This window comes from Lentibacillus songyuanensis (assembly GCF_039548255.1).
In the GTDB taxonomy this organism is placed as follows: Bacteria; Bacillota; Bacilli; order Bacillales; family Amphibacillaceae; genus Lentibacillus_C; species Lentibacillus_C songyuanensis.
On the sequence record NZ_JBCLVH010000003.1, the window covers coordinates 118991 to 141034 of the forward strand.

At 40.9% G+C, this 22044-nt stretch carries 20 protein-coding genes and 1 riboswitch; of the genes, 1 reads left to right on the forward strand and 19 read right to left on the reverse strand.

Annotated features, from left to right (window positions below):
* Window positions 1-28: 28 nt before the first annotated feature.
* The 13 genes from tenA to WMZ97_RS04720 all read right to left on the reverse strand — a co-directional run bounded on the left by tenA (window position 29) and on the right by WMZ97_RS04720 (window position 13562).
* Window positions 29-718, reverse strand: coding sequence for a thiaminase II (tenA, locus tag WMZ97_RS04660; protein WP_343270911.1), 690 nt, complete (start codon window positions 716-718; stop codon window positions 29-31).
* A 3-nt stretch (window positions 719-721) separates the two neighbouring features.
* Window positions 722-1993 (reverse strand): acetylornithine deacetylase, encoded by a 1272-nt coding sequence (locus WMZ97_RS04665; RefSeq protein ID WP_343270912.1) that lies wholly within the window; start codon window positions 1991-1993, stop codon window positions 722-724.
* 305 nt (window positions 1994-2298) lie between these two features.
* Window positions 2299-2583 (reverse strand): PTS sugar transporter subunit IIB, encoded by a 285-nt coding sequence (locus WMZ97_RS04670; protein WP_343270913.1) that lies wholly within the window; start codon window positions 2581-2583, stop codon window positions 2299-2301.
* Window positions 2580-3938, reverse strand: a complete 1359-nt coding sequence (locus WMZ97_RS04675; protein WP_343270914.1) for a PTS galactitol transporter subunit IIC — start codon at window positions 3936-3938, stop codon at window positions 2580-2582. Before WMZ97_RS04675 ends, WMZ97_RS04670 begins: the two co-directional genes overlap by 4 nt.
* Before the next feature lie 98 nt (window positions 3939-4036).
* Window positions 4037-5056, reverse strand: a complete 1020-nt coding sequence (locus tag WMZ97_RS04680; protein WP_343270915.1) for a thiazole biosynthesis adenylyltransferase ThiF — start codon at window positions 5054-5056, stop codon at window positions 4037-4039.
* Window positions 5057-5085: 29 nt separating this feature from the next.
* Window positions 5086-5853: a thiazole synthase gene (locus WMZ97_RS04685; protein ID WP_343270916.1), complete on the reverse strand. Its 768-nt coding sequence runs from the start codon at window positions 5851-5853 to the stop codon at window positions 5086-5088.
* A gap of 1 nt (window position 5854) precedes the next feature.
* Window positions 5855-6058 carry a sulfur carrier protein ThiS gene (gene thiS, locus WMZ97_RS04690; RefSeq protein ID WP_343270917.1) on the reverse strand — a complete coding sequence of 68 codons (204 nt, stop codon included), beginning with the start codon at window positions 6056-6058 and terminating at the stop codon, window positions 5855-5857.
* Window positions 6055-6714, reverse strand: a complete 660-nt coding sequence (gene tenI, locus WMZ97_RS04695; protein ID WP_343270918.1) for a thiazole tautomerase TenI — start codon at window positions 6712-6714, stop codon at window positions 6055-6057. Before tenI ends, thiS begins: the two co-directional genes overlap by 4 nt.
* Before the next feature lie 181 nt (window positions 6715-6895).
* Window positions 6896-7004: riboswitch (TPP riboswitch) on the reverse strand.
* Between the two features lie 207 nt (window positions 7005-7211).
* Window positions 7212-8987: a sulfoacetaldehyde acetyltransferase gene (xsc, locus tag WMZ97_RS04700; RefSeq protein ID WP_343270919.1), complete on the reverse strand. Its 1776-nt coding sequence runs from the start codon at window positions 8985-8987 to the stop codon at window positions 7212-7214.
* A 35-nt stretch (window positions 8988-9022) separates the two neighbouring features.
* A complete protein-coding gene (locus WMZ97_RS04705; protein ID WP_343270920.1) occupies window positions 9023-9961 on the reverse strand; it encodes a selenium metabolism-associated LysR family transcriptional regulator in 939 nt (312 codons plus the stop codon).
* A 65-nt stretch (window positions 9962-10026) separates the two neighbouring features.
* On the reverse strand, window positions 10027-11382 hold the full coding sequence (locus WMZ97_RS04710) for an aminotransferase (RefSeq protein WP_343270921.1): 1356 nt from the start codon (window positions 11380-11382) through the stop codon (window positions 10027-10029).
* Window positions 11383-11511: 129 nt separating this feature from the next.
* A complete protein-coding gene (ald, locus tag WMZ97_RS04715; protein WP_343270922.1) occupies window positions 11512-12648 on the reverse strand; it encodes an alanine dehydrogenase in 1137 nt (378 codons plus the stop codon).
* A 191-nt stretch (window positions 12649-12839) separates the two neighbouring features.
* Window positions 12840-13562 carry a GntR family transcriptional regulator gene (locus WMZ97_RS04720; protein WP_343270923.1) on the reverse strand — a complete coding sequence of 241 codons (723 nt, stop codon included), beginning with the start codon at window positions 13560-13562 and terminating at the stop codon, window positions 12840-12842.
* 342 nt (window positions 13563-13904) lie between these two features.
* Here WMZ97_RS04720 and WMZ97_RS04725 point away from each other — a divergent pair, with 342 nt between their 5' ends.
* The gene (locus WMZ97_RS04725; protein ID WP_343270924.1) at window positions 13905-15239 is read left to right on the forward strand and encodes a short-chain fatty acid transporter; all 1335 of its coding nucleotides are present in this window, start codon (window positions 13905-13907) and stop codon (window positions 15237-15239) included.
* A 58-nt stretch (window positions 15240-15297) separates the two neighbouring features.
* Here WMZ97_RS04725 and WMZ97_RS04730 read toward each other — a convergent pair whose 3' ends face one another.
* The 6 genes from WMZ97_RS04730 to WMZ97_RS04755 form a co-directional block, all read right to left on the reverse strand.
* A complete protein-coding gene (locus WMZ97_RS04730) occupies window positions 15298-16236 on the reverse strand; it encodes a DMT family transporter (protein WP_343270925.1) in 939 nt (312 codons plus the stop codon).
* 116 nt (window positions 16237-16352) lie between these two features.
* A complete protein-coding gene (locus tag WMZ97_RS04735; protein ID WP_343270926.1) occupies window positions 16353-16604 on the reverse strand; it encodes a hypothetical protein in 252 nt (83 codons plus the stop codon).
* Between the two features lie 274 nt (window positions 16605-16878).
* A complete protein-coding gene (locus tag WMZ97_RS04740; RefSeq protein ID WP_343270927.1) occupies window positions 16879-18570 on the reverse strand; it encodes a zinc ribbon domain-containing protein in 1692 nt (563 codons plus the stop codon).
* A gap of 185 nt (window positions 18571-18755) precedes the next feature.
* Window positions 18756-19598, reverse strand: coding sequence for a carbohydrate ABC transporter permease (locus WMZ97_RS04745; RefSeq protein ID WP_343270928.1), 843 nt, complete (start codon window positions 19596-19598; stop codon window positions 18756-18758).
* 25 nt (window positions 19599-19623) lie between these two features.
* Complete coding sequence (locus WMZ97_RS04750) at window positions 19624-20517, reverse strand: carbohydrate ABC transporter permease (RefSeq protein WP_343270929.1); 894 nt, start codon at window positions 20515-20517, stop codon at window positions 19624-19626.
* A 77-nt stretch (window positions 20518-20594) separates the two neighbouring features.
* Window positions 20595-21947 carry an ABC transporter substrate-binding protein gene (locus tag WMZ97_RS04755; protein WP_405027654.1) on the reverse strand — a complete coding sequence of 451 codons (1353 nt, stop codon included), beginning with the start codon at window positions 21945-21947 and terminating at the stop codon, window positions 20595-20597.
* Window positions 21948-22044 lie beyond the last annotated feature (97 nt).

Consider the following 22044-nt stretch of genomic DNA (forward strand, 5'->3'; position numbering starts at 1 on the left):
TATTATATCTGTCCCATTTATATTGATATTAAACCGATAACTTAATTTGACCTGTTGGCCACATTTCTTTTTTATATGCCATATCCCAGAACATATACTCAAATCGGGAAGTGTATAAGAAAATCTTTTCCAAATGTTGCAATTCCTCTTCCGGTTTTCCATCGGTTAATCGATCCAGTAGTCCGATCATCCAATCATTTAGTGCATGAAATTCTTCACTTGCATACATTTTTACCCATTTACCATAAAATGGGTGTTCCATTGCACCAGGTAATTGCGCTAAACGCTTGCCTATTTCTGCGTAACTCCAACTACATGGCAAAACACTCGTTGTAAGTTCCGCAAGCCCGCCGCTTTGTCCGACGGAAAGCATATAATTTGTGTATGATACAGTAACAGCAGCGGGGTTTGCTTCCTCTAATTCTTTTGGTGAGATATTAAATTTCTTTGCATACTGTCTATGCAGGTCCATTTCCGTATGAAGTGTTGAATCGAGCACCTCAGCAAATTTCGCCATTGTTTCTGGATCTCTAGCTTTCAATGTGCCAATTGCAAATAACTTGGCATATTCGATTAAGTAAACATAGTCTTGAATCATATAGTGGCGAAAGCTTTCTTTTTCAAGTGTTCCATCTCCAATCCCCGTTACAAATGGATGGTTATGGTTAGCCTCCCAAATAGGCTTTACCTTTTCATATAATCGTTCACTAAATTTCATTTATTATCGCTCCTTTTTCGTATGACACCAGTCATAAATGATGTTCATTAATATGTTGGTATATTGTGTTAATTGTTTAATAGAGATAGATTCATTGATAGCGTGTGCTTCCATCAATTCGCCAGGTCCATAAATAACAGTTGGAATCCCCTTGTAGCCAAGCCAGCCGCCATCGTTTACAGATGATGACATGCTAATTTTCACGTCTTCTTCACAAACTCGTCTGTGATGTGTTTGAATTAATTTAACACCCGCACTATCTTTGTCGATTGCGAGGGAAGGAAATACCTCACCACGATCTTCAATCATTGATTTGCCACCCCAAGCAAAGATTGGGGGGTTGTCACGTAACCACATATCTGCCATTGCAACATAATGAAGGTGATCTTCAATTTCTTTTACGATATCCTCTTGTGTTTCACCTGGATAGAAATGGACGGTAATCCATATGCGACATTCATCAGCAACAAATGCGGCATGTCTGCCACCTTCAATGACTGCCGGGTTAATCGTACTTGTACCATAAGGGAATCCATCATATGATTTGTGTACTGCCCAATGGCGTTCCAGATCCTGCAGACCAGCCAGAATCTTCATCATTTTTTCGATCATGCTTGCACCTTGAAGTCCACCACCGGCATGAATCATATTTCTTCTTGTGGCATCATGATAAGTTTTTTTGCTTTTAAGTGTTATCCAACCTGTGACCACACCGCCTTGCCCTTGTATTTCCAAATTGCTTGTATCTGCAACAATAGCAAGATCAGCTTGATATCCGCGCTCACAACAGGAAAGCGTACCAGCTTCACCAACCTCTTCGCCAACAACAAATTCTACAATTAAATCACCCGGTAATTTGATTTGTTGTTCATGAAGTAATTTACATGCAAAGAGAACGCAAGCTAGGCCACCTTTCATATCTGCTGCACCTCTGCCGTAAAGCCGTCCATCCTTAATGACTGGCGAAAATGGATGGCTTTGCCAGCATTCGTTTGCTAAATCAACCGAGGCTACATCGACATGCCCATTCAATATCATACTGTGATAATGCGCTGTATTTGTTCCTTTTAGAACACCAACAACATTCGGGTCATTCGGGTAAAGATCCCACATATCTGTTACAAAGTTCATTTCATCTAAATAATTTTTAATGAATTGTTGGGCCTCTTTTGTATTTCTAGCGGGTGGGCTTGGTGTTTCAAATTGTATAAGTTTAGAAGCAAGTGCAAGTAATTCATCCTGTCTTGTTTCAATTATTTCCGAAAATGTTTGCATATAAAAATCCCCCTTAATAATTTTACTTTATCAAAACCAGGTGGAAAGGGGTTATGGTTAACATGTTAATTTGAGCATAAATTATCAAATGTTACCCGTTCATTCTTAGGTTTAGTGCGTATTCAAAAAGCAGGATGAAAAGGGCCAAGAAGTTCAAGGCGGCACAGTTTTGAACAGCGGATAAACAAGCCAACGAGCTTTCACAGGATGTGATGATTTCCGCGTTGTCCACAGGACGTGGACGATTTTAGCGGAAGTACCCCTGCCGAAGTGTCATTTCCACCGGACTTTTTGAACATCCTCATTTAGGGTATTATTTCTAACATCTTTTGGTATACTTCTTCCACATCGTTCCCTGTTATCAATGGGACACCATTAATGACCTTATCCTTAACCTCATCTGGTACAATTGTTGTAGAGATGACAATATCATATTCATCTATTCTTTTTAGCCCGTCACTAACACTGGATTGATGGATACGCACTTCATCATCTAGATTTTGTTTGCGCAACCATGCCTTCACTTTCTCACCGACCATTGTTGATGTAACGATCCCAGTCCCACACATGATTAATAGCTTTTTCATCATCCTGCCCCCGTATCCTCCGCGTGTTCTTTATTTGACCGCTTCGTTTGTATTTTATTCACATAAATCAGCCCCATCAGTATGGCAAATCCAATTATTCCAATACCATACCAATTCAGTACTTTTACAAATGAAATGAACATGAATGTCGTCCATACGGCGCCATCGACCAATGAAGAAAAGCTTGAATGACCCCCTGTTTCAAATCCGGCTGCAATGGCAGTATCAGTAAATAATGGTGTTATCCATGTAGCAATATACAAACCAACAGTGATGTATAAGGAACCTGCAATGACTGTTCGTACAATATTCCCTCTAAAAACGGGTACCATTAAACAGATCAAAAATGGAATGGTTGCCAAATCACCAAATGGCAGGACACGATTTCCTGGTAAAATCACCGCTAAGAGTAAAGTCAGTGGAATCATTATGAGTGAAGCTGATAAAACAGCTGGATGGCCAATAGATAACGCACTATCCATACCAATATATAAGTCTCGACCAGGAAATCTTTTTTTCACCATTTGTCCCGCGGCTTCGGAAACAGGTGCCAACCCTTCCATTAAGAGGGCAACCATTTTAGGCATCAATAGCATAATAGCCCCGGTGTGCATGGCAAGCTGTAAAATATTCGTCATAGAATACCCCGCCAAAATACCGATCAATCCCCCAATGAGGATACCGATCATAGTTGAATCCCCAAATATCCCAAACCTTTTTTGGATAGTTTCCGGCTTGGCACCCAACCTATTAAAGCGAGGTATTCTATCAAACAACCAATTTAGCGGCTTGGCAACTAAATAAGACGGGGCAGATGCAGCGTGGGGGAATGTCATCTGTTTAAAACCATAAAACGCCTCAATATCCTTCGCGATGAAATCCCCCAATAAAAAGATTAGTAATAAATGGACAACTATCGTCAGCAGCCCTAGTACAAAGTCACCAGTCAACGAATAGACAAGTGATCCTGTAAACGCACAATGCCAGTAGTTCCAAAGATCAATATTTAATGTTTTGGTCCATCCAAGCATCAATAAAAAACTGTTTACGCTGATTCCGATCGGGATTGCTAAACTGCCTAAAACCGACCCATACGAAATGGCTGATGTCGCTGGCCAACCAATATCAATCGTATGTAATTCCAATCCGAAATGGTCTACCATTGCCTGTGCAGCCGGTCCAAGACTATCCGTTAACAGATCAATAACCAAATTTAATCCAATAAAACCAATTCCCACTGTTAATCCTGATCGACAAGCTTTCCCTACCTTCGTTCCTAGTATAAGGGCAAAGATGAAAACGATAATCGGAAGCATCACACTAGCGCCAAGATCAACAAACCATTGCAAAACAGCCACAAAGCATCCCTCTTATTACGGTGAATTTAAATTTCTCCCAACTCACTCTGTTTACACAAGCTATGAAAGTCACCATTTCTCATTATCTGTCATGACCTCTACCCAAAATAACGATAATAAAGTGTCTTTGCTTTTGTTTTATCATTTGTTCCATGAACAAGCGTACGGCCATCTTGGAACATGACAAGACGTTGATCGTCAATCGTAAACGAAAGAAGAAATGGGTTTTGTTCCACTTTCCCACCCTTTCCGGCAAGCATCTCGGCAATCGCTGGCAAATTACGCTTTTGTCCTTTGGCAGGTCGGATTTGCACCGTATCTCTTCCGCAAAGCACCGCCGTTTTTGTTTGATTTTCATAAGCGAGAAAAGGATATGTTGGGTTTTTCCCACAAGATGAACAAGTTGCCTTTTTCATCGTTGACACATCGATTGATGAATGATGATTGCGCCATAGATCAAAAGAAACCAACTTTTTCCTGAGTACATCCCAGTTCTCCGTAAGTATTTTAAATGCTTCTACTGTCTGCTGCACAACAATCATTCCGACAGCAGGGCTGATAATTCCCGCCGTATCACAGGTTAAACCACCAATTGGAACATCCTCCATTAAACAGTGAAGACAAGGTGTTTCCTTTGGGATAATAGTAAAGCTTATACCATAGCTGCCCACACATGACCCATAAATCCATGGAATTTGATATTTTTGCGCAACATCATTGATAATCATACGGATGTCAAAGTTGTCAGTCGCATCAATCAATAGATCGACATCTTCAATAAGTTGTTCCATATCAGGTGGGGTAATATCTAAAATATGTGATTCAATGGTCACCTCTGAATTGATTTGTTGAAGCCGTTTTTTCGCCGCAACCGCCTTAGGTATCCGATCTTTCGCATCTTCTTCCACATAAAGTTGTTGTCGCTGTAAATTATTCCACTCCACATAATCGCGATCAACAAGGCTTACTTTCCCAACACCTGCACGAACAAGCGATTCTGCATTTCCTGTTCCCAGCGCACCGGCACCAATGATAAGCACATGTTTTCCCGCCATTTTTTGTTGGCCCTCTTCACCAATTGACTTAAATAACGTTTGTCTGGAATATCGATTATTCATCCGTTCATCTGCTCCTTTATGTTGGCTATTTAACCAACACTAATCCCTTCCATTGGACTGCTTGCGGTGGCAGTTCGTTTTTTCGGAATACGACCTGCTTTATATCCCAAGCGTCCTGCTTCTACTGCCTGCTTCATCGCTTTTGCCATTTTGACCGGATCTTTAGCAGCTGAAACCGCGGTATTTAGTAGAATCGCATCCGCACCAAGTTCCATCGCATAAGCCGCATCAGTCGGCGAGCCAATTCCGGCATCAACAATTACTGGAACGTTTGTCTGTTCAACGATAAACCTTATATTAACCGGGTTGATAATTCCTTGTCCTGATCCAATTGGTGATGCACCTGGCATAATCGCATGTGCGCCAAGTTCTTCCAGCCTTTTGGCAAGTACCACATCATCAGACGTATATGGTAAAACAGTGAATCCCTCTTTCAACAACTCTTCTGTTGCTTTTAAGGTCTCGACTGGATCTGGCAGCAAGGTTTTGTCACAACCAATGACCTCTATTTTGATCATGTCACATAATCCTGATGCTCTTGCAAGCTTGGCATGTCGTACAGCTTCTTTAGCTGACTTGGCACCAGCCGTGTTTGGCAAGAGACTATATTTCGCTAAATCTAGTTTTTCCAGGAAATTGGGCTGGTTTGGCTCATAAATATTCATCCGGCGAACGGTAAACGTTAAAATTTCAGTTTCTGAGACCTCAACCGCTGCCTTTTGAATGTCAAAATTCGGGTATTTTCCTGTACCTAATAACAATCTTGAGTTAAATTGTTTATTTCCAATGGTCAGCATTTCAACCGCCTCCTACAAATTGAACTAATTCTATTTTGTCTCCATCTGATAATGTGGTGCCGTCGTGATCATGTTTTTCTAAAATGTGCTTGTTATGTTCAACAATAACGATGGGATTTTTCACTTGGATATAGTCAAGTAAGTGGGTAATGGTAACAACCGTAGATGGTACAGTCATATGTTCACCATTCACACGTAAATTCACGGGATCACCTCCTGTGGTTGCATGGCTTTACGATAATCCATAACCGCTTGCACCGGATCATCAGCCAAAAAAACGCCTGACATAACAGCAATTCCACTCGCACCAGCTGCCAACGTTTCACGTGTATTTCCCGGAGTAATTCCTCCGATAGCGATGACAGGAAGCGCTACTTGCTGGGTCAGTTTTCGCAAGTTATCTAATCCTCTTGGTATCATTCCCTTTTTTGAGTTCGTGTGATGAATATGTCCGTAAAGAAGATAATCACCTCCTTTTTTTTCGATCATTAATGCTTCACTAAGAGAATGAACCGAACAACCCACTTTCAATGATGGAAAAGACACCGTTACCATTGAGGCATTAATACTATGGTGGGCAAGCTGTACACCACCAACCCCTTTGACTTGTGCAATATCAACCCGGTCATTGATGATGATTTTTTCAAAAGGCACGCCCCGATCGGTTAAAGCTTCAATTACCTGGATCAACTCGGCAGCCGTCCACTTTCTTTCACGAAGATGAATCGCATCAACAGCTTTATGAATCATTGTGACTATTTGAACCAGGGTTTTAGCTGTTTGTTGTCCTGTGGAAATAACATGTAATTCTTTGTTGGTGGATATCACACGCTTGTTTTTCAAAGTTTTGTTGCACTTCATGAACCTCTACCCTTTCAACTGAAGCGTATTTTTCACAAATAAAAAACCACTTTCATGATGCCAACGCATCTGAAAGTGGTTTTTTCATTATGTTTAGAACACCAGTGATTGTGTTCTTGATCAATCATGGTTAAATGTAAGAAATAGACACTATTTAATAGTGTTCCATTCCTTAAACATTCGTTCTATCATATCACTTCCCTACGCTGACATTACTCAGTTCAGGTTCTAAGAGTCTTAAAGTTCCTACTTTAATCTCAGCCTTTTTAAAGGCACCCCTAGTGGCTATTTATTTAATTTTACTTTCATTTGTATGGTACCCATCTATGAACCATTTGTCAATAAATTTTATAAAGTGAAACTTCATTCGGTGAGAGTTTTCGACGAACAGGACGTTCTAGTGCAGGCGTCGCCACAGGACGTGGCGTTCCTAGCCTGCCTTTCCTCCCCCACTGAACAGATTTGGATCTTTACGGGCAGTTGACTCCCACTCTATTTTATTTCTTCCACTCGTTATAATCCAAATGCTTATACTTATCCAACAAACGAATTGGCATGTGTAACGCATCTTTTCTAAATGGCGGGGCCAATTGTGTTCCATCCACGTAGATGTTTAAAACGGCAGGCTTTCTTTGTTGCAATACTTCTTTTACAATCGGTCCAATATCTTCTGCCTTATCAATCGTATAGCCAAGCGCACCCATCGATTTTGCTACTTCAGCAAAGTCAGGGCCTTCAATGTTTGATCCGACATAACGATCATCATAGTAATCAACCTGGTTTTTCTTCTCTGCTGCCCATGACCTGTTGTTAAATACACAAGCAATAACTGGGATGTTCTGCTCGACCGCGGTGCTAACTTCATGTAAACTCATGCCCCATGCACCGTCACCAACAATCGCGACAACAGGTGCATCCGGCTCAGCCAGTTGCGCGCCAATTGCTGCTGGATAGGAAAAACCAGTATTACCAAAAGTCAGTGCCGCAATATGCCGACGTGTTTGATTAAATTTCAAATACGCATTAGCTGTTGATGATACGTTACCAATATCAGACGAAATGATCGTATTCTCTGGAAGTACTTTGGTCAATTCCAATAGTGCCCGCCTTGGATTTATCGGATTGCCGTCTTCCATTGCCAGATCAACTAATTCCTGATCCCATTCTTCTTTTAACTTACTAACTTCCGTCAAACGTTGTGAATTCTTTGCCGGAGATGGCGTTGCTGATTGGAGCTGGCGATAGATTTCGTCACTGGCTGCCTTAGCATCACCGATAATTCCGACCTCAACTGGATGTGTACGCCCAATCTGACGCGGATTGATATCGACTTGAATGATCTTGGCATTTTTTGGGAAATAATCAATATCATAGCATGGCAACGTGCCAAATTGGGATAGACGTGTACCAATGGCCAGAACAACATCCGCCTGTTTTAATGTATGCATGGCAGCTTTTGATCCCATATAACCAATTGGACCAACAGCAAGCGGATGATCTGCCGGAAACGCATCATTATGCATGTATGCACATGCTGCAGGTGCTGTCAGATGTTCGGCTAGTTTAACAACCGAATCAACACCGTCTGCATCAACCGAACCGCGGCCGGAAATAATCACCGGGTTTTTCGCATCTTTTAGTAACGCAACAGCCCGTTCAATAGCGGTTGGGTCACCATAGCCCCGTTTGTCTGCACGGTATTGATTTGGTTCAAGAATATAATCCTCCATCTCTCCATAAAACAAGTCGCGTGGGATATCATACAAAACTGGACCCCGTTCGGCATACGCAATTCGAAAAGCTGTTCGCAAACAATCAGCTACACGATTCTTATGTGTGACACGTACTGTCTCCTTTGTAATATCTTCAAATATGGACACCTGATTCGCTTCCTGGAAACCATCCAATCCAATGGATCCTGTTCCTGCCGACGGGGATATTACGACCATTGGGCTATGCGCCTGATTGGCCGCGGCTACGGAGGTTACCATATTTGTAATCCCCGGGCCATTTTGACCAACGATCACACCAGCCGTGCCAGTAACACGTTCATATGCATCTGCCATGTGACCAGCGCTTTGTTCATGACGAACCGGGATAAAACGGATTCCAGCTGTCGGGAAAAGATCAAGCATATCCATAAAGGCGGAGCCAACGATTCCATAAACCTCTTTGACATTTTCTTTCACCAATGTTTCGACAATTGCCTCACTCGGTGTCATCTTTACTTTTGGATTTGTTGCCTTTTTCACTTCTGCTTGTTGATTTACCATTTTAATTCCTCCTTCAAAAAATCTTCAATTTATTATCAACAATTACTTGTTGGCAGTGGGATTAACTTACCGACTTCTTTTTCCTGAATAATGTCTTGAAGTTCTTTGATAAACAGCTCGGTTGTCGTTTTCAAAACATGGTCTTTTCGAAATGCGATATAAAAATATCGATAGAATGCAATATTTTTTACTTGATATGTCCTCAATAATTTTAACTTTTGCTCTTTTTTTATCGCACTTTTGGAAACAAACGAGACTCCCAAACCGGATTCAACTGCTGCTTTAATTGCCTCGGTGCTACCCAATTCCATCACCACATTCAAATTATCCAACGTTAGCCCAGCCTGCTGAAGATACTGATCCACAACAGCCCGTGTTCCAGACCCCCGCTCGCGAATAATTAATGGTACTGTTTTTAACTTTTCTAATGGAATTTGTAATTCATTTCCGGAAAAATAATCTGGTCTTGCAATTAAGACAAGTTCATCCTCTAAAATAGGATCACTTACAATTTGCTGATCTTCCATTGGTGTTTCGATTAGACCTATATCAATGACCTGGTCTTTTATATTTTCAACAATACTTTGCGAATTGGCGATCTCCACACGCATTGGCACAAGTGGGAATGTATCTTTAAACCGTTTTAAGAATTCCGGGAGTATATATTCACCAATCGTTAGGCTGCAGCCCACCCGCAAATCACCATTTACTGTACTTTCCATTTGTGAAATTTCTTTTTGAGCTGAGTCGCTTAAATGTACAATCTCTTTGGCAAATTTCAATAAAATGTTTGCCGACGGTGTCATTGCCACCTTTTTGGTTGTCCGTTCGAACAGTTTAGTATTCAATTCCTCTTCTAATGCTTTTATCTGTGATGTGATCGTTGGTTGGGTAACATACAACTTTTTAGCAGCCTCTGAAAAACTCTTCTTTTCGGCAACGGCAATAAACGTCTTTAATCGTTCATAATTCAAATTGATTACCTTCCCATCTATCTTCTATTTCCCCGTTTATAGTCAGGTAAATAGAAGATCACAATCTAGATACTGCGAATGACAGACGAAACGGTATCCACAATAAAATCCAAATCCTCTTCTGTACTAGATAAAGGAGGTGCAATAATAATGACATTGTTTTGCCCTGGGATGGTATCGCCATTTTTCCCAATAATCAGACCCTTTTGTTTACACTTTCCTACGATTTCACCCATTGTTGCCTCATCAATTGGCGTTTTCGACTGTTTATCCGTAACCATTTCAATCCCTAGCAGAAATCCTTTTTGCCTAACTTCACCAACATTTTCATGATCTTGCAACGCGTGCAGCTTTCCTAGTTTGGTTTCGCCTAGTTTTTGTACACGTTCCACGATGTTTTCCCGCTCAATAATCTCAATGTTTTTTAGTGCAACCGCGCACGCTGCTGGGTGACCACCGTATGTGGATACATGACGGAAATGTTTATCGTTACCTGCCTGTTTGAACGCATCATAAATTTCCGATTTAACGGCGGTTGCCCCTAATGGTAAGTAGCCACTAGTCAATCCTTTAGCCATGGTCACCATATCCGGCTGTACACCTTCTGCATGCATGAAGCCAAACATTTTTCCTGTTCTGCCATAACCGGCAACGACCTCATCCATAATTAAAAGTACATTATGCTTTTTACATATCTCAGCAACACACTGGATATATTTTGGTGATGGGACAAGGACTCCTCCTCCAGAAATAAACGGTTCCATGATAACTGCTGCTACCGATTCTTCTCCTTCCCAATGAATCATTTCTTCCAGCATTTGCGCTGCTTTCAAATCTGATTCCTCGGGACTTCCTTCAAAAACAGAACGATAGCTATACGGTGGATAAACATGCAAAAACCCTGGTGCACTCGGGTCATATTTCATCCGCCGATTGGCCTGTGCCGTTGCACTTAGGGCACCAAGTGTTGATCCATGATATGCCCGGTAACGCGAAATAAATTTATATTTTCCCGGATTACCGGTTTGATCATGGTATTGCCGGGCAATTTTAAATGCCGTCTCATTTGCTTCAGAACCACTGTTCGAGAAAAATATCTGATAATCTGCTCCCAATAGTTGGCTGACTTTTCCGGCTAATTCAACAGCAGGCGGATGGTTCATGGTTAATGGAAAATAGCTTAATTTCTTCATTTGTTCTGCAGCTGCATCAGCAATCTCTTCCCGGCCGTAGCCAAGATTCAAGCACCATAACCCTGATACACCATCAAGATATTCCTTACCGGTTTGATCTTTAAACCACGATCCTTTTCCTGATACGGCCATCATATCCTGAGCATCCGGGTTGTACTTATGCATGGCATTCCATAAGTGTGATGTGGTTTGCTCTGCAGCAGAATTTTCTTCAACTTCCGTTTTCATATTAATGCCTCCATTCAAAAATAGTAGATACATATTCTTTTGGAGGGAACCTAAACGGCAGGTGCTATCCCGCGGTTAGCTGCTCCCCATCGTTCTGGAGAATTACTCTTATTAATAAATGCTTTCACTCTAATACGATGAAACAGGTTTACTTTTTATAACTTCAAATAGTGGGTTAAAAGCCAAATTGTGTGTGCTAGCAACTTTTTCATAGGTTACAAATCCATCATGAGTGTTGACACCTTTTGCAAAGGCCCCATTTTGTTCTACTGCTTTTTGCAACCCTTTATTAGCAAGGAAAACACCATATTGACTTGTATTGTTTGTTAACGATAATGTCGATGTCCGTGACACAGCACCCGGCATGTTTGCAACGGCGTAGTGTAACACACCATGTTTCACATAAATTGGCTCATCATGTGTTGAGATATGGTCTACCGTCTCAATTGATCCCCCCTGATCAACAGCAACATCAATGATGACCGATCCATCTGTCATTTCTTTCACCATATTCTCAGATACCAATTGCGGCGCTTTTGCTCCCGGTATCAACACGGCGCCAATTAATAGATCTGCCTGTTGGACCGCCTTTTGAATATTAAGTGGATTCGACATGACCGTCTTTACCGTTCCGCCAAACAAATCATCCAATTCACGAAGACGTTTGGTACTTACATCTAGAATTGTTACGTTGGCTCGTAATCCAATTGCCATTTTGGCTGCGTTTGTTCCTACCATACCGCCCCCAATGATGACAACATTTGCGGGATCAACACCTGGTACACCACTTAATAAAATGCCTTTGCCGCCTTTATTATTTTCCAAGAACTGTGCACCGATTTGTACAGCCATCCGTCCTGCAACCTCACTCATTGGTGCTAAAAGTGGCAAAGAGCCATCCCCATTCTGAATGGTTTCGTAGGCAATCGCTGTCACTTTCTTTTCAACAAGCTGACGTGTTAGTTCGGGCTCAGCCGCTAAATGCAGATACGTAAATAGGATTAGTCCTTCTCTTAAATAATCATATTCCTCAGGCTGCGGTTCCTTAACCTTCATAACCATCTCAGCAGACCAGGCTTCTCTTGCCTCAGCAACAATTTCTGCACCCGCGTCCAGGTATTCGCGATTAGAGAAACCGCTTCCATTTCCTGCTATCGTCTCAACTAATACACGATGCCCTGCATTAACAAATGCGGTCACACCTGATGGGGTAAGTGCTACCCGATTTTCATTGTTTTTAACTTCGCGGGGGACCCCAATAATCATTATCATCACTCCTTATCCTCAAAATAACCACTACAACATGTTCGCTTGAGATCGTGACGTCCGTACCAGTTGGAGTAGGTTTATATTTAGTATATTCCAGCCTCAGACCATTTTCAATGTTTTTATTAAATTCGGATATTTAAAAATAAAATAAGTCTTATTCGAACCATTTATAAATGATAATTGTTTCTTTAGCCAAATTTTCGCGATAAATTAATTTTAAAGTTGTACATATCACTGCGGTAAAACGCCTCTTCCATCTCTATCACATTACCCGATTGATCTTTAATGATCCGTTCAGCGATTAATGCATGTTTATTCGCAGGAATTTCCAAGTACCCTTGATCTTCTACTAATAATGGTCCACTGGATATCGTTTGATTCGCTTCAGCAAATTGAATACCAAGCTCATTTTCGACTAAATCATAAAGTGTAGCATTATCCAGATCATACTGGATTAATTTTTCCCCAATATGTATCGGATAATAATGCCTCTCCACACCAATGGCGATATCATCGGCATAACGAATTCGTTTGATAAAGTATGACTTCGTGAATCCGGTCATCTCCTGAATATAGACTGATGGCGTTGTGGGATAATGTGTGATAAGTTTTGCTCCTGGTTTCATTCCCATACTATAGATTGTTTCCGTCGTACTGCTTAAGTTTCCCAGCCAGTCATGAATCGGTTTTAGTGAAACAAACGTACCTTTCCCGTGTCGCTTTTCCAAGATCCCTTCCTTTACTAACAAATTAATAGCTTCACGGACCGTGCTGCGGCTAATATTATAATATTCCATAAACTGACGTTCACTTGGGATTTGATCAGAAAGAATCCCCTCTGTCACTTGAGCTTCAATGATTTCTTTTAACTGGATATGTAATGGTATGGAATTTGAGTGGTTAAGCTCCATGGTAAACTTCCTTTCCTCCTGTAGTTTTTATTTTAGAATAGCAGATTTTGGGAAGTTGTAAAGAAGCAGAACTTAAGCTTGGAGTTCCTAATATTACGTAGTTTATTGATAATGCTATATCCATAAGTTCTATCCAGATGAAATGACACTTTTTAAAACGGTACTTACAAACTACATTAATATAAACCTAACATAGCACAACTCGATAATGCGCCATTTGTTTTCTTCTAATTCCACATATGCCTATAATTCACATTTCTTTTCCTCTTTCCACAAGCATACATTATAATATACTTATGCATTTGTACTATAAAATCAATTTCAAGAAAGGAGAGAAAATTCATGCGGTCCCTAACAACCTTTTTCGATCGAATGGTGCAGCGTTTTCTACCTGATGCATTTTTGTTTGCAATCATTTTAACATTTGCTGTCTTCTTATTGGGCATCATTTTTACTGGTAGCTCCCCAATCCAAATGGTTAACTATTGGGGCTCCGGTTTCTGGGATTTACTAGACTTTGCCATGCAAATGTCCTTAATCGTTGTCACTGGCTATATATTAGCTAGCACACCAATCGTTAAAAAACTGCTCACTAAATTAAGTAAACTGGCAAATACACCTGAACAAGCTATTTTAGCGGTGACATTTATCGCATCCATTGCCTGTTTAATTAATTATGGATTTGGATTAGTAGTTGGTGCATTATACGCGATTCATGTCGCAAAACGAGTTCCAACGGTAGACTATCGTGTACTGATGGCAAGTGCGTATAGTGGGTTTCTTCTGTGGCATGGCGGTTTATCTGGTTCCATTCCGTTATTAATTGCGACTCCTGGACATTTTCTGGAAGGTTCTATTGGTGTAATTCCTGTGACAGAAACATTATTTAGCTGGTTTAATATTTTCATTGTTTTGGTGCTGTTATTTACCTTACCATTTTTAAACCGATTTTTGATGAAAGCAAAAGAACCCCTACAAAATACGGATGCCACATCATGGCAAACGAAAACGATAGAAGAAAATGAGCCGGAATATTTTGTATCTAAAGAAAAAATGACACCCGCAGAACGATTGGAAAACAGTCGGATCATTTCATATCTTACGGGGATTTTGGGGCTTTGTTTTGTTATTTACTTTTTTATCCAGAATGGCTTTGATTTGAATATCAATATTGTAAATTTCATCTTCCTGTTTTTGGGAATCATTTTCCACCAAACACCGCGCCGTTTTCTAAACAGTGTCACCAGTGCTGTTAAAAATGCTGGTGGGATCATTATTCAATTTCCTTTTTACGCAGGTATTATGGGAATGATGGTCGCTTCTGGCTTATCAGAGCAAATGTCTTTATGGTTCGTCAGCATTTCTAATGAAACAACTCTGCCATTATTTACTTTTATTAGTGCTGGCATCGTCAACTTCTTTGTTCCTTCTGGAGGTGGGCAATGGGCAGTACAAGGGCCGATTATGGTACCAGCTGCACTTGAAATTGGTGCAGATACAGCAAAAACAGCAATGGCTGTTGCATGGGGTGATGCATGGACCAACATGATTCAACCGTTCTGGGCATTGCCACTCCTTGCGATTGCTGGTTTAAAAGTCCGTGATATCATGGGATTTTGTGTCATGATCCTTATCTATAGTTTCTTCCCAATTGCAATTGGTTTACTATTTTTCTAACATGCCATAACTTTTTTTGAACAACTCTCAAGCTATGTATGAGGGTTGTTCATTTAAATTATCCTCTCTGTTGGAAATCAGCCTTCTGTGACAATTTTTCCTTCCTCGTCAATTGCGCCACCACAATCCCAAAAATAATCAATCCCGAACCAACCAAAACGCCAGCAGTCATTTTTTCTCCAATAATTAAACTACTAAAGACAAGTCCGAAAATAGGTACAAGCAATGTGGAAATCGTTGCCGTTACCATATCAATAATGCTTAAAATGAGAAACCAACCCGTAAAACATAACGCAGACGCCAGTATACCGGTAAACAAAATATAATAAACGCTATGTACATTTAAATCGATAGGCTCGTGCCATTCCATAAAAAATGTCACAATAATCATAACGATGGTTCCGAAAAGCATTTGATACGCGTTGGTTTCCAGCTGTGGTAAATGCTGAAGTTTCATCCGATAATAGACATTAGAGACACCCCAAGACACGGCCGCAATGATGATAAGCAATTCGCCAAATAGAACCTTGATGTTCTGCCCGATCCAAATGTCCCAGCCTAAGATGGTCAATAGTCCGAGCATGCCAATCAACAGACCAATAAATTTTACCGGAGTCAGTTTCTCCCCAAGGAATCTAGCCGCTAACAAGCTGCTCCACATTGGCATCGAATACAATAATACAGACGATTTACCTGCATCGACGAATCGAAGTCCGTACATTACTAGCAGGAAGACAATGGAAGTTTGCAAGATTCCCAGTATCAATAACTGTTTCCAATAACGTCTAATCGGAAAACGTTTTTTTGCCAGCCAGACAATCAGTAATAACACAATCGATCCGGTACCAAATCGAAAGGACGAAAAGGTAAACGGCCCCATATACGCCAGTACTTCCTTCATCAGCACCCATGCATACCCCCATAGAAGGGTAATCGTCAGGATGAGCAGCCACATAACTCCTTTATTTTTCTGAAGTAACGTCAGTAAATGTTTCATTATGAACCCCCAAAATATCTGTAACCGGATTTCACCGAGTTTCGTCTTCTCTCTATAATACCTTTCATCATATCAAAAAAATCAAGCAAAAAAAAATAAGCCTGCCTGTGCACGCTCTAGTTAATTGTTTTACGATGGATAGGCTTGCGCTGATTTAAAAGTTTATCCATCGTCATTTCTGTATCCCGATCAATATTGCGTAAGTTACGCTGTAAACCGTTCAACCCGTCCCCTGTATGATTCATTCTCGTTTCTATATCGGTAACATGTGCATCTAAACGATATCCACTTGTTTGTATATCTTTCACTTCATCTGACAAATCAGTCATAGCCTGCAATAAGTTGTCGATCATTTGCTTATTCAACATATCCCTCCCCTTGCATTCGAAGTAATCATACTATATGGATCACTTCTCTCACAAGTGCCATTGGAACGAATCCGATTATAGGTATATATGTCTAGGTTGATCGACACTATCCAATTTATATATGCCCGCTATCATCCACTCCACTAACACCTCTTAACATCCAGCTTTTCGATAATAAATAGCATGTGAACCATCATATCATGATTCACATGCTATATCATTTACCCGTTCAGGTATCTTTCATCCTAATAAAGTACCCCGTTATCAAATCTAGTTATTTCAACCATGCCGATGTATATGTCTTCGGATCTTTCTCCCGATGCTCATCCATCTTGTTTTCGTCCATTGATCCGGCATAGCCGATGTAGCTTACTTTCCATTTCTCCTTATCTTTGTCATACACCAATTCATAGCCATAATCTTCTTCATTCTTCTTCAATTTCGGCTTTTTGTCATCTTTATACCAGTTGGCTTCTTCATAAATGGTTACCGTATCAACTTTAACAACCCAGCCATCCCCATAATTGGTAATGTCATATGAATCTTGGTAGAAGTCCACCCCGATGAATTTACCTTTGTAATACTGATCACTTTCTTTGGCAAATTTCGCATCGTCAACAACATCCTTCACTACTTTATCCGTAGCAGTCGTCAATTTCTTTTTGCTGGCGGTGGTTGTTGCCGCTAAAAATTCCTGGTTAAATTTAATGATCGTATCTTTTAGCGTTTCTTTCAAATCGTCACTGGCGGTGAATTCCGCATTCATGTAATAGGAATCAATTGGCTTCTCTTCTGTCTTCATCGTTCCCCAAGGAAATTTACCTTCAAAAGAAGCGGTCATCGAACCATCAACCAGTACTGGGCCAAATGTGTCTTCTTTCATGATGTTTACTCCCGTATCCTCTCCATTAATGAAAAGCGTGACCTCATCCAATCCATCCATATACGCTGTTCCAAACGAGACCTCGTCGGCTTCAATATAAAGATCAACATCATCTGCATAGCCAGGATCAAAGTTCGTACTTTCGGCATCCGCAGTCAATTCCACATAGTCACCCTTATATTTGGCGGTAAACTTATAGCTACCTGGCAAAAATGGCCCTACCTCTTTCGTGAAATCATCCGAATCCGATGTAGCGATCACCTTATCATTTAGCAAAATATCGGTGTCCTTAAAGTTGGTGCTCACCTTAAAGTAAACAGGACTTACTTGAATGGTATAATTTTTATAGATTGCAAATTTCTTTCCGTCTTCCGTTAGATTGAGCGCGTACATATCCTTGTTTTCCTCGCTATTCGCTTTTGCCTTATCCGCATTCTTATCGTATTCTTTCACCTGGTCCTTCAGATGTTCAACGATATAATCAAACTCACTTGGATTTTCTGAATAATAATCGATAAATCCTGCAACGGAATCCTTGTTAATTTTGATCTTCTTACTGTCTGATTGTAGCAATTCAGCAACAGTTGCTGCATCTTTCTTCGTAACGGCATCTTCAAATTTCTCCACCATTTTGTCCTTGGAAGTCATCGACGCTCCTACCTGATAGGCCACAATCAGTAATACGACGACCAATGCACCAATCCCAATAAAAATCTTGGACTTCTTGGACATCTTTTTCATCGGTTGGGCTGTCGTAGTTTTCTTCGTAGTACCGATCCCGCCTTGTTTCGGTGGAGATGACAGATCAGATGGCTGTTTCGGCGCAGACGGTTGGTCTGAAGCACCTTTATCCTGAGCGGAATCCGTACCAGATTGACCGCTATCTGCCGACGAATTGCCGTTCGACTGCTGCGGGGATTCAGTCTCTATGTATCCATCATTCCCCTTATCTGTCTGGTCGGCCTGATTGTTAACAGACGTTTCCTCTTGAGATTGATGTCCACCTGTTACTTCCTGCCCACAATGCTTACAAAACCTCGCATGATCAGCAATTTCTCCTCCACAATGCTTACAAAACTTCATAAAATTCCTCCTTGCCTTCTTTCCTCATAATAAAAATACGCATAACAATGCTATTATACTACAGAAGCGGACCAATTAGTTGTAATATTTTGAGGAAAAATGAAATAGTAAATAGGTCCTATCGAAGGCATCTGACAAATCGCGACACAAAAAATAAGCGACAGCCGCTTCCACTAGTTATCGCTCTATCCTTTGATTGCACCCTCCGTCATTCCTTTGGCAATCCGCCGCTGAAAGATTGCGTACAGAACAATCACTGGAACAATCGCAATAACCAGACCGGCGAAAAGGGTCCCCCAGGCATTTGAATATTGCGCTTCATTACTGATGTAATCAATCGCTAACGCTAACGTATAGTTTTCCTTCGATTGCAGAAAGATGAGCGCCATAAAATACTCATTCCAAAATTGAATGGCGTTCATAATCGTTACCGTTATAATTCCAGACATAGTTAGTGGAGTAATGATTTTCCAAAGTGTCCCATACGGCGTTATTCCATCCATCGCCGCTGACTCTTCCAACGACTTCGGAATCGTACTCATAAAACTGGTTAAAACAAATATCGAAAATGGCAGCTGACTTACCGCATAAACAACCGCTAATCCATAAATATTATCCAGCAGCTGCATATCTTTTAACAGGAAAAACAAAGGAATCCATCCCAACACCATGGGAATCATCATGGCGGAAACATACAATGTGAACAAAAAATTACTCCCACGAAATTTCAATCGTTCAATGGCATAGGCAGTTGGAATGGCAAGTACCAATGTCAGGATCGATCCAATTGCCGTCACAATGAAACTATTAAACACACTTCCATCAATATTATAATTGGTCCAGGCATCGAGAAAGTTTTGAAAACTAAATGTTTCCGGAAACCCCCACGGATTCCGATAAATCTCGGCATTGGTTTTGAATGCTCCAATGAACATCCAAAAAATCGGATATAACACCGCTATTGTCCAAAAAATTAAGGGGATTCGTATCCCTGTTCGCCCGAGGATCTGTCCAACACTTCGCTTCATGTTTCACCCTCCCCTACTTCACAGCTTAGTATTCTACCTTATCCCGCCGCATAATGAATTGCAGAATCATAACTGTCACCAATGAAAGAATTAAAATCATAACCCCAATCGTTGCCCCATAGCCAAAGTTGTATTGTTTAAACGCCTGCTGGTAAAGATAAGATCCCATCACATGTGTCGCATTATTTGGTCCACCACCCGTCATCACTTGAACAATAATGAAGGAACCATTTAACGTGGTAATAACAATGTACAGAACCGAAATTTTAATCTGTGGCCAGACAAGCGGAAGGGTCACCTTCCAAAATTGCTGCCATTCAGATGCGCCATCGATTTCTGCTGCCTCATAATAACTCTTGGAAACATTGGCGATGCCCCCCATCAGCATCAGCATGAATAACCCGATCCCAGCCCATACCGATGGCAACACAAGACTGGTTAATGCCCATTTTTCATCGCCAAGCCATGGCCGTGCCCAGTCACCCAAACCAATAAACTCCAAGCCTGAATTAACGAAGCCCATCGTAGGATTATAGATAAACGTCCACAATATTCCGATGACCACGACCGACATAATATTTGGAAAGAAAAAGATGATCCGGTAAAATGGTGCTTCTTTTATTTTTAACTGGGTTAACGCAACCGCAAAGAACAAGGCTAAGATCATAATCCCAATCACCTTGGTCACGACCAAAAAATAATCATGCCAAATCGTATGCGGAATAATCGCATCATGAAACAATTTTATGTAATTGGAAAAACCAATAAATTCCTTGTTTTCTGCCGCACCAGACCAATCAAAAAAAGAATAATACAACCCGCTTAATAGCGGATATAAGGTGAAAATAGCAAACATAATAAAGGTAGGAATTAAACAAAAAGCAAGGAACAGATATTTTTGTTTTTTTGACTGTACCATCGAATCACCTGCCCCGTATTATGATAAAATGGTATGGGATACGAAGGGTGAATCCTCTATACCCCATACCAATCAACCTATTTACTTTCGCGATATTCCTTCGCCGCTTTTTCGGCTTCCTTGACGAAATCTTCAGCTGAAATATTTCCTAACATTAACGATACAAGCGAATCACTGATTGGTGTTTCCAAATCCGCACTCATTGGATGGGGTTTGTTATAAATCTGCACTTGTTCCGGATCATTAATCATGTCATTGGCATCAATTAAATATGATGGAACCTTTTCGTTCGTTGACAAGTCAACACCCTGCAAGTTCATAATTGCTCCTGTAAGCTCCGAAAATAAAGTAGCATATTCTTTCGTGAAGACAAATTCAACAAAAGCTTTAGCCGCTTCCGGATTTTTCGCCTCTTTCGCAATAGCAAGTGGACGTAAATCAGGCACAACTGCACCAGGCTCACCCTCATCATTCATTGGCGATGGTATAAACCCATATTCAAAGTCATCCGGAGTATCATCAGCCATCTCGTTAGGCAGCCAGAATCCGTCTGGTATATAGGCATTGTCATGCAGCAAGACGTTCATTTGAGATTGAGTATGATTCAACGCACCAACCCCTGAATCAATATAGCCCGCTTTCTGCATCTCTTCTACTTTTTTCATGACATCCAGTACCTCATCACTTGTCCACGCACCTTCCTCGCCATCAATCACATCTGCCAGCAACTCCTCCCCACCAGCAGCGGCAAATGCGGGGTACAACATTCCACGCAAAAAGTAATATGGGTACTGTCCAGTTGTCACGAACGGCGCTATGTCCTCTTCATCTTTAATTTTACTCATCGAGTCCATAAAGCTATCAAAATCCGTTGGAATATCATAGCCCTTATCAGCAAATAATGCTTTATCGTACCAGGTTCCCCATGTATCAAACACAAGCGGTAAACTATAGATGTTGCCATCATCATATGTCGCTGGATCGACAATAAAACTGTCCATTAACGGGGTCCCATCTTCTAATTTCACACCATTAACCCAATCAGACAAATCCAACAATTGACCATCCTCAACCATTTGTGTCTCACTTGATCCAGCGCCATCAATATACACAACATCTGGTGGATCCCCAGAAACCCAACGCGAGCGCATCTCTTCATTTATATTCGGCCCCGCATCCTCGATAATGTTTATATCCGGATATTTTTCCTGAAAATCACCAATGACTTCCTTCCACCATGAATCGCCATAGCCACCTACGAAATACTGAATTTCCAACTCACCGGAGATATCACCATCCTCGTCACTTCCGCCATCAGCTGACTTCTTTTCACTGTCCTTCTCGTCATCTGATGAACAAGCCGCCATAAAAATTAGCATAAAAACAACGAATATGAAAAATAAAAACCGGCCTTTGTGCAATTCCTTCAATGTATTTGCCCCCTTTATAAAAAAATATATGAAACATCTGGACAGCAAAATACTATCCATGTTGCTTCCTTAAGATGCAAAATCTCAACTGTTTGAC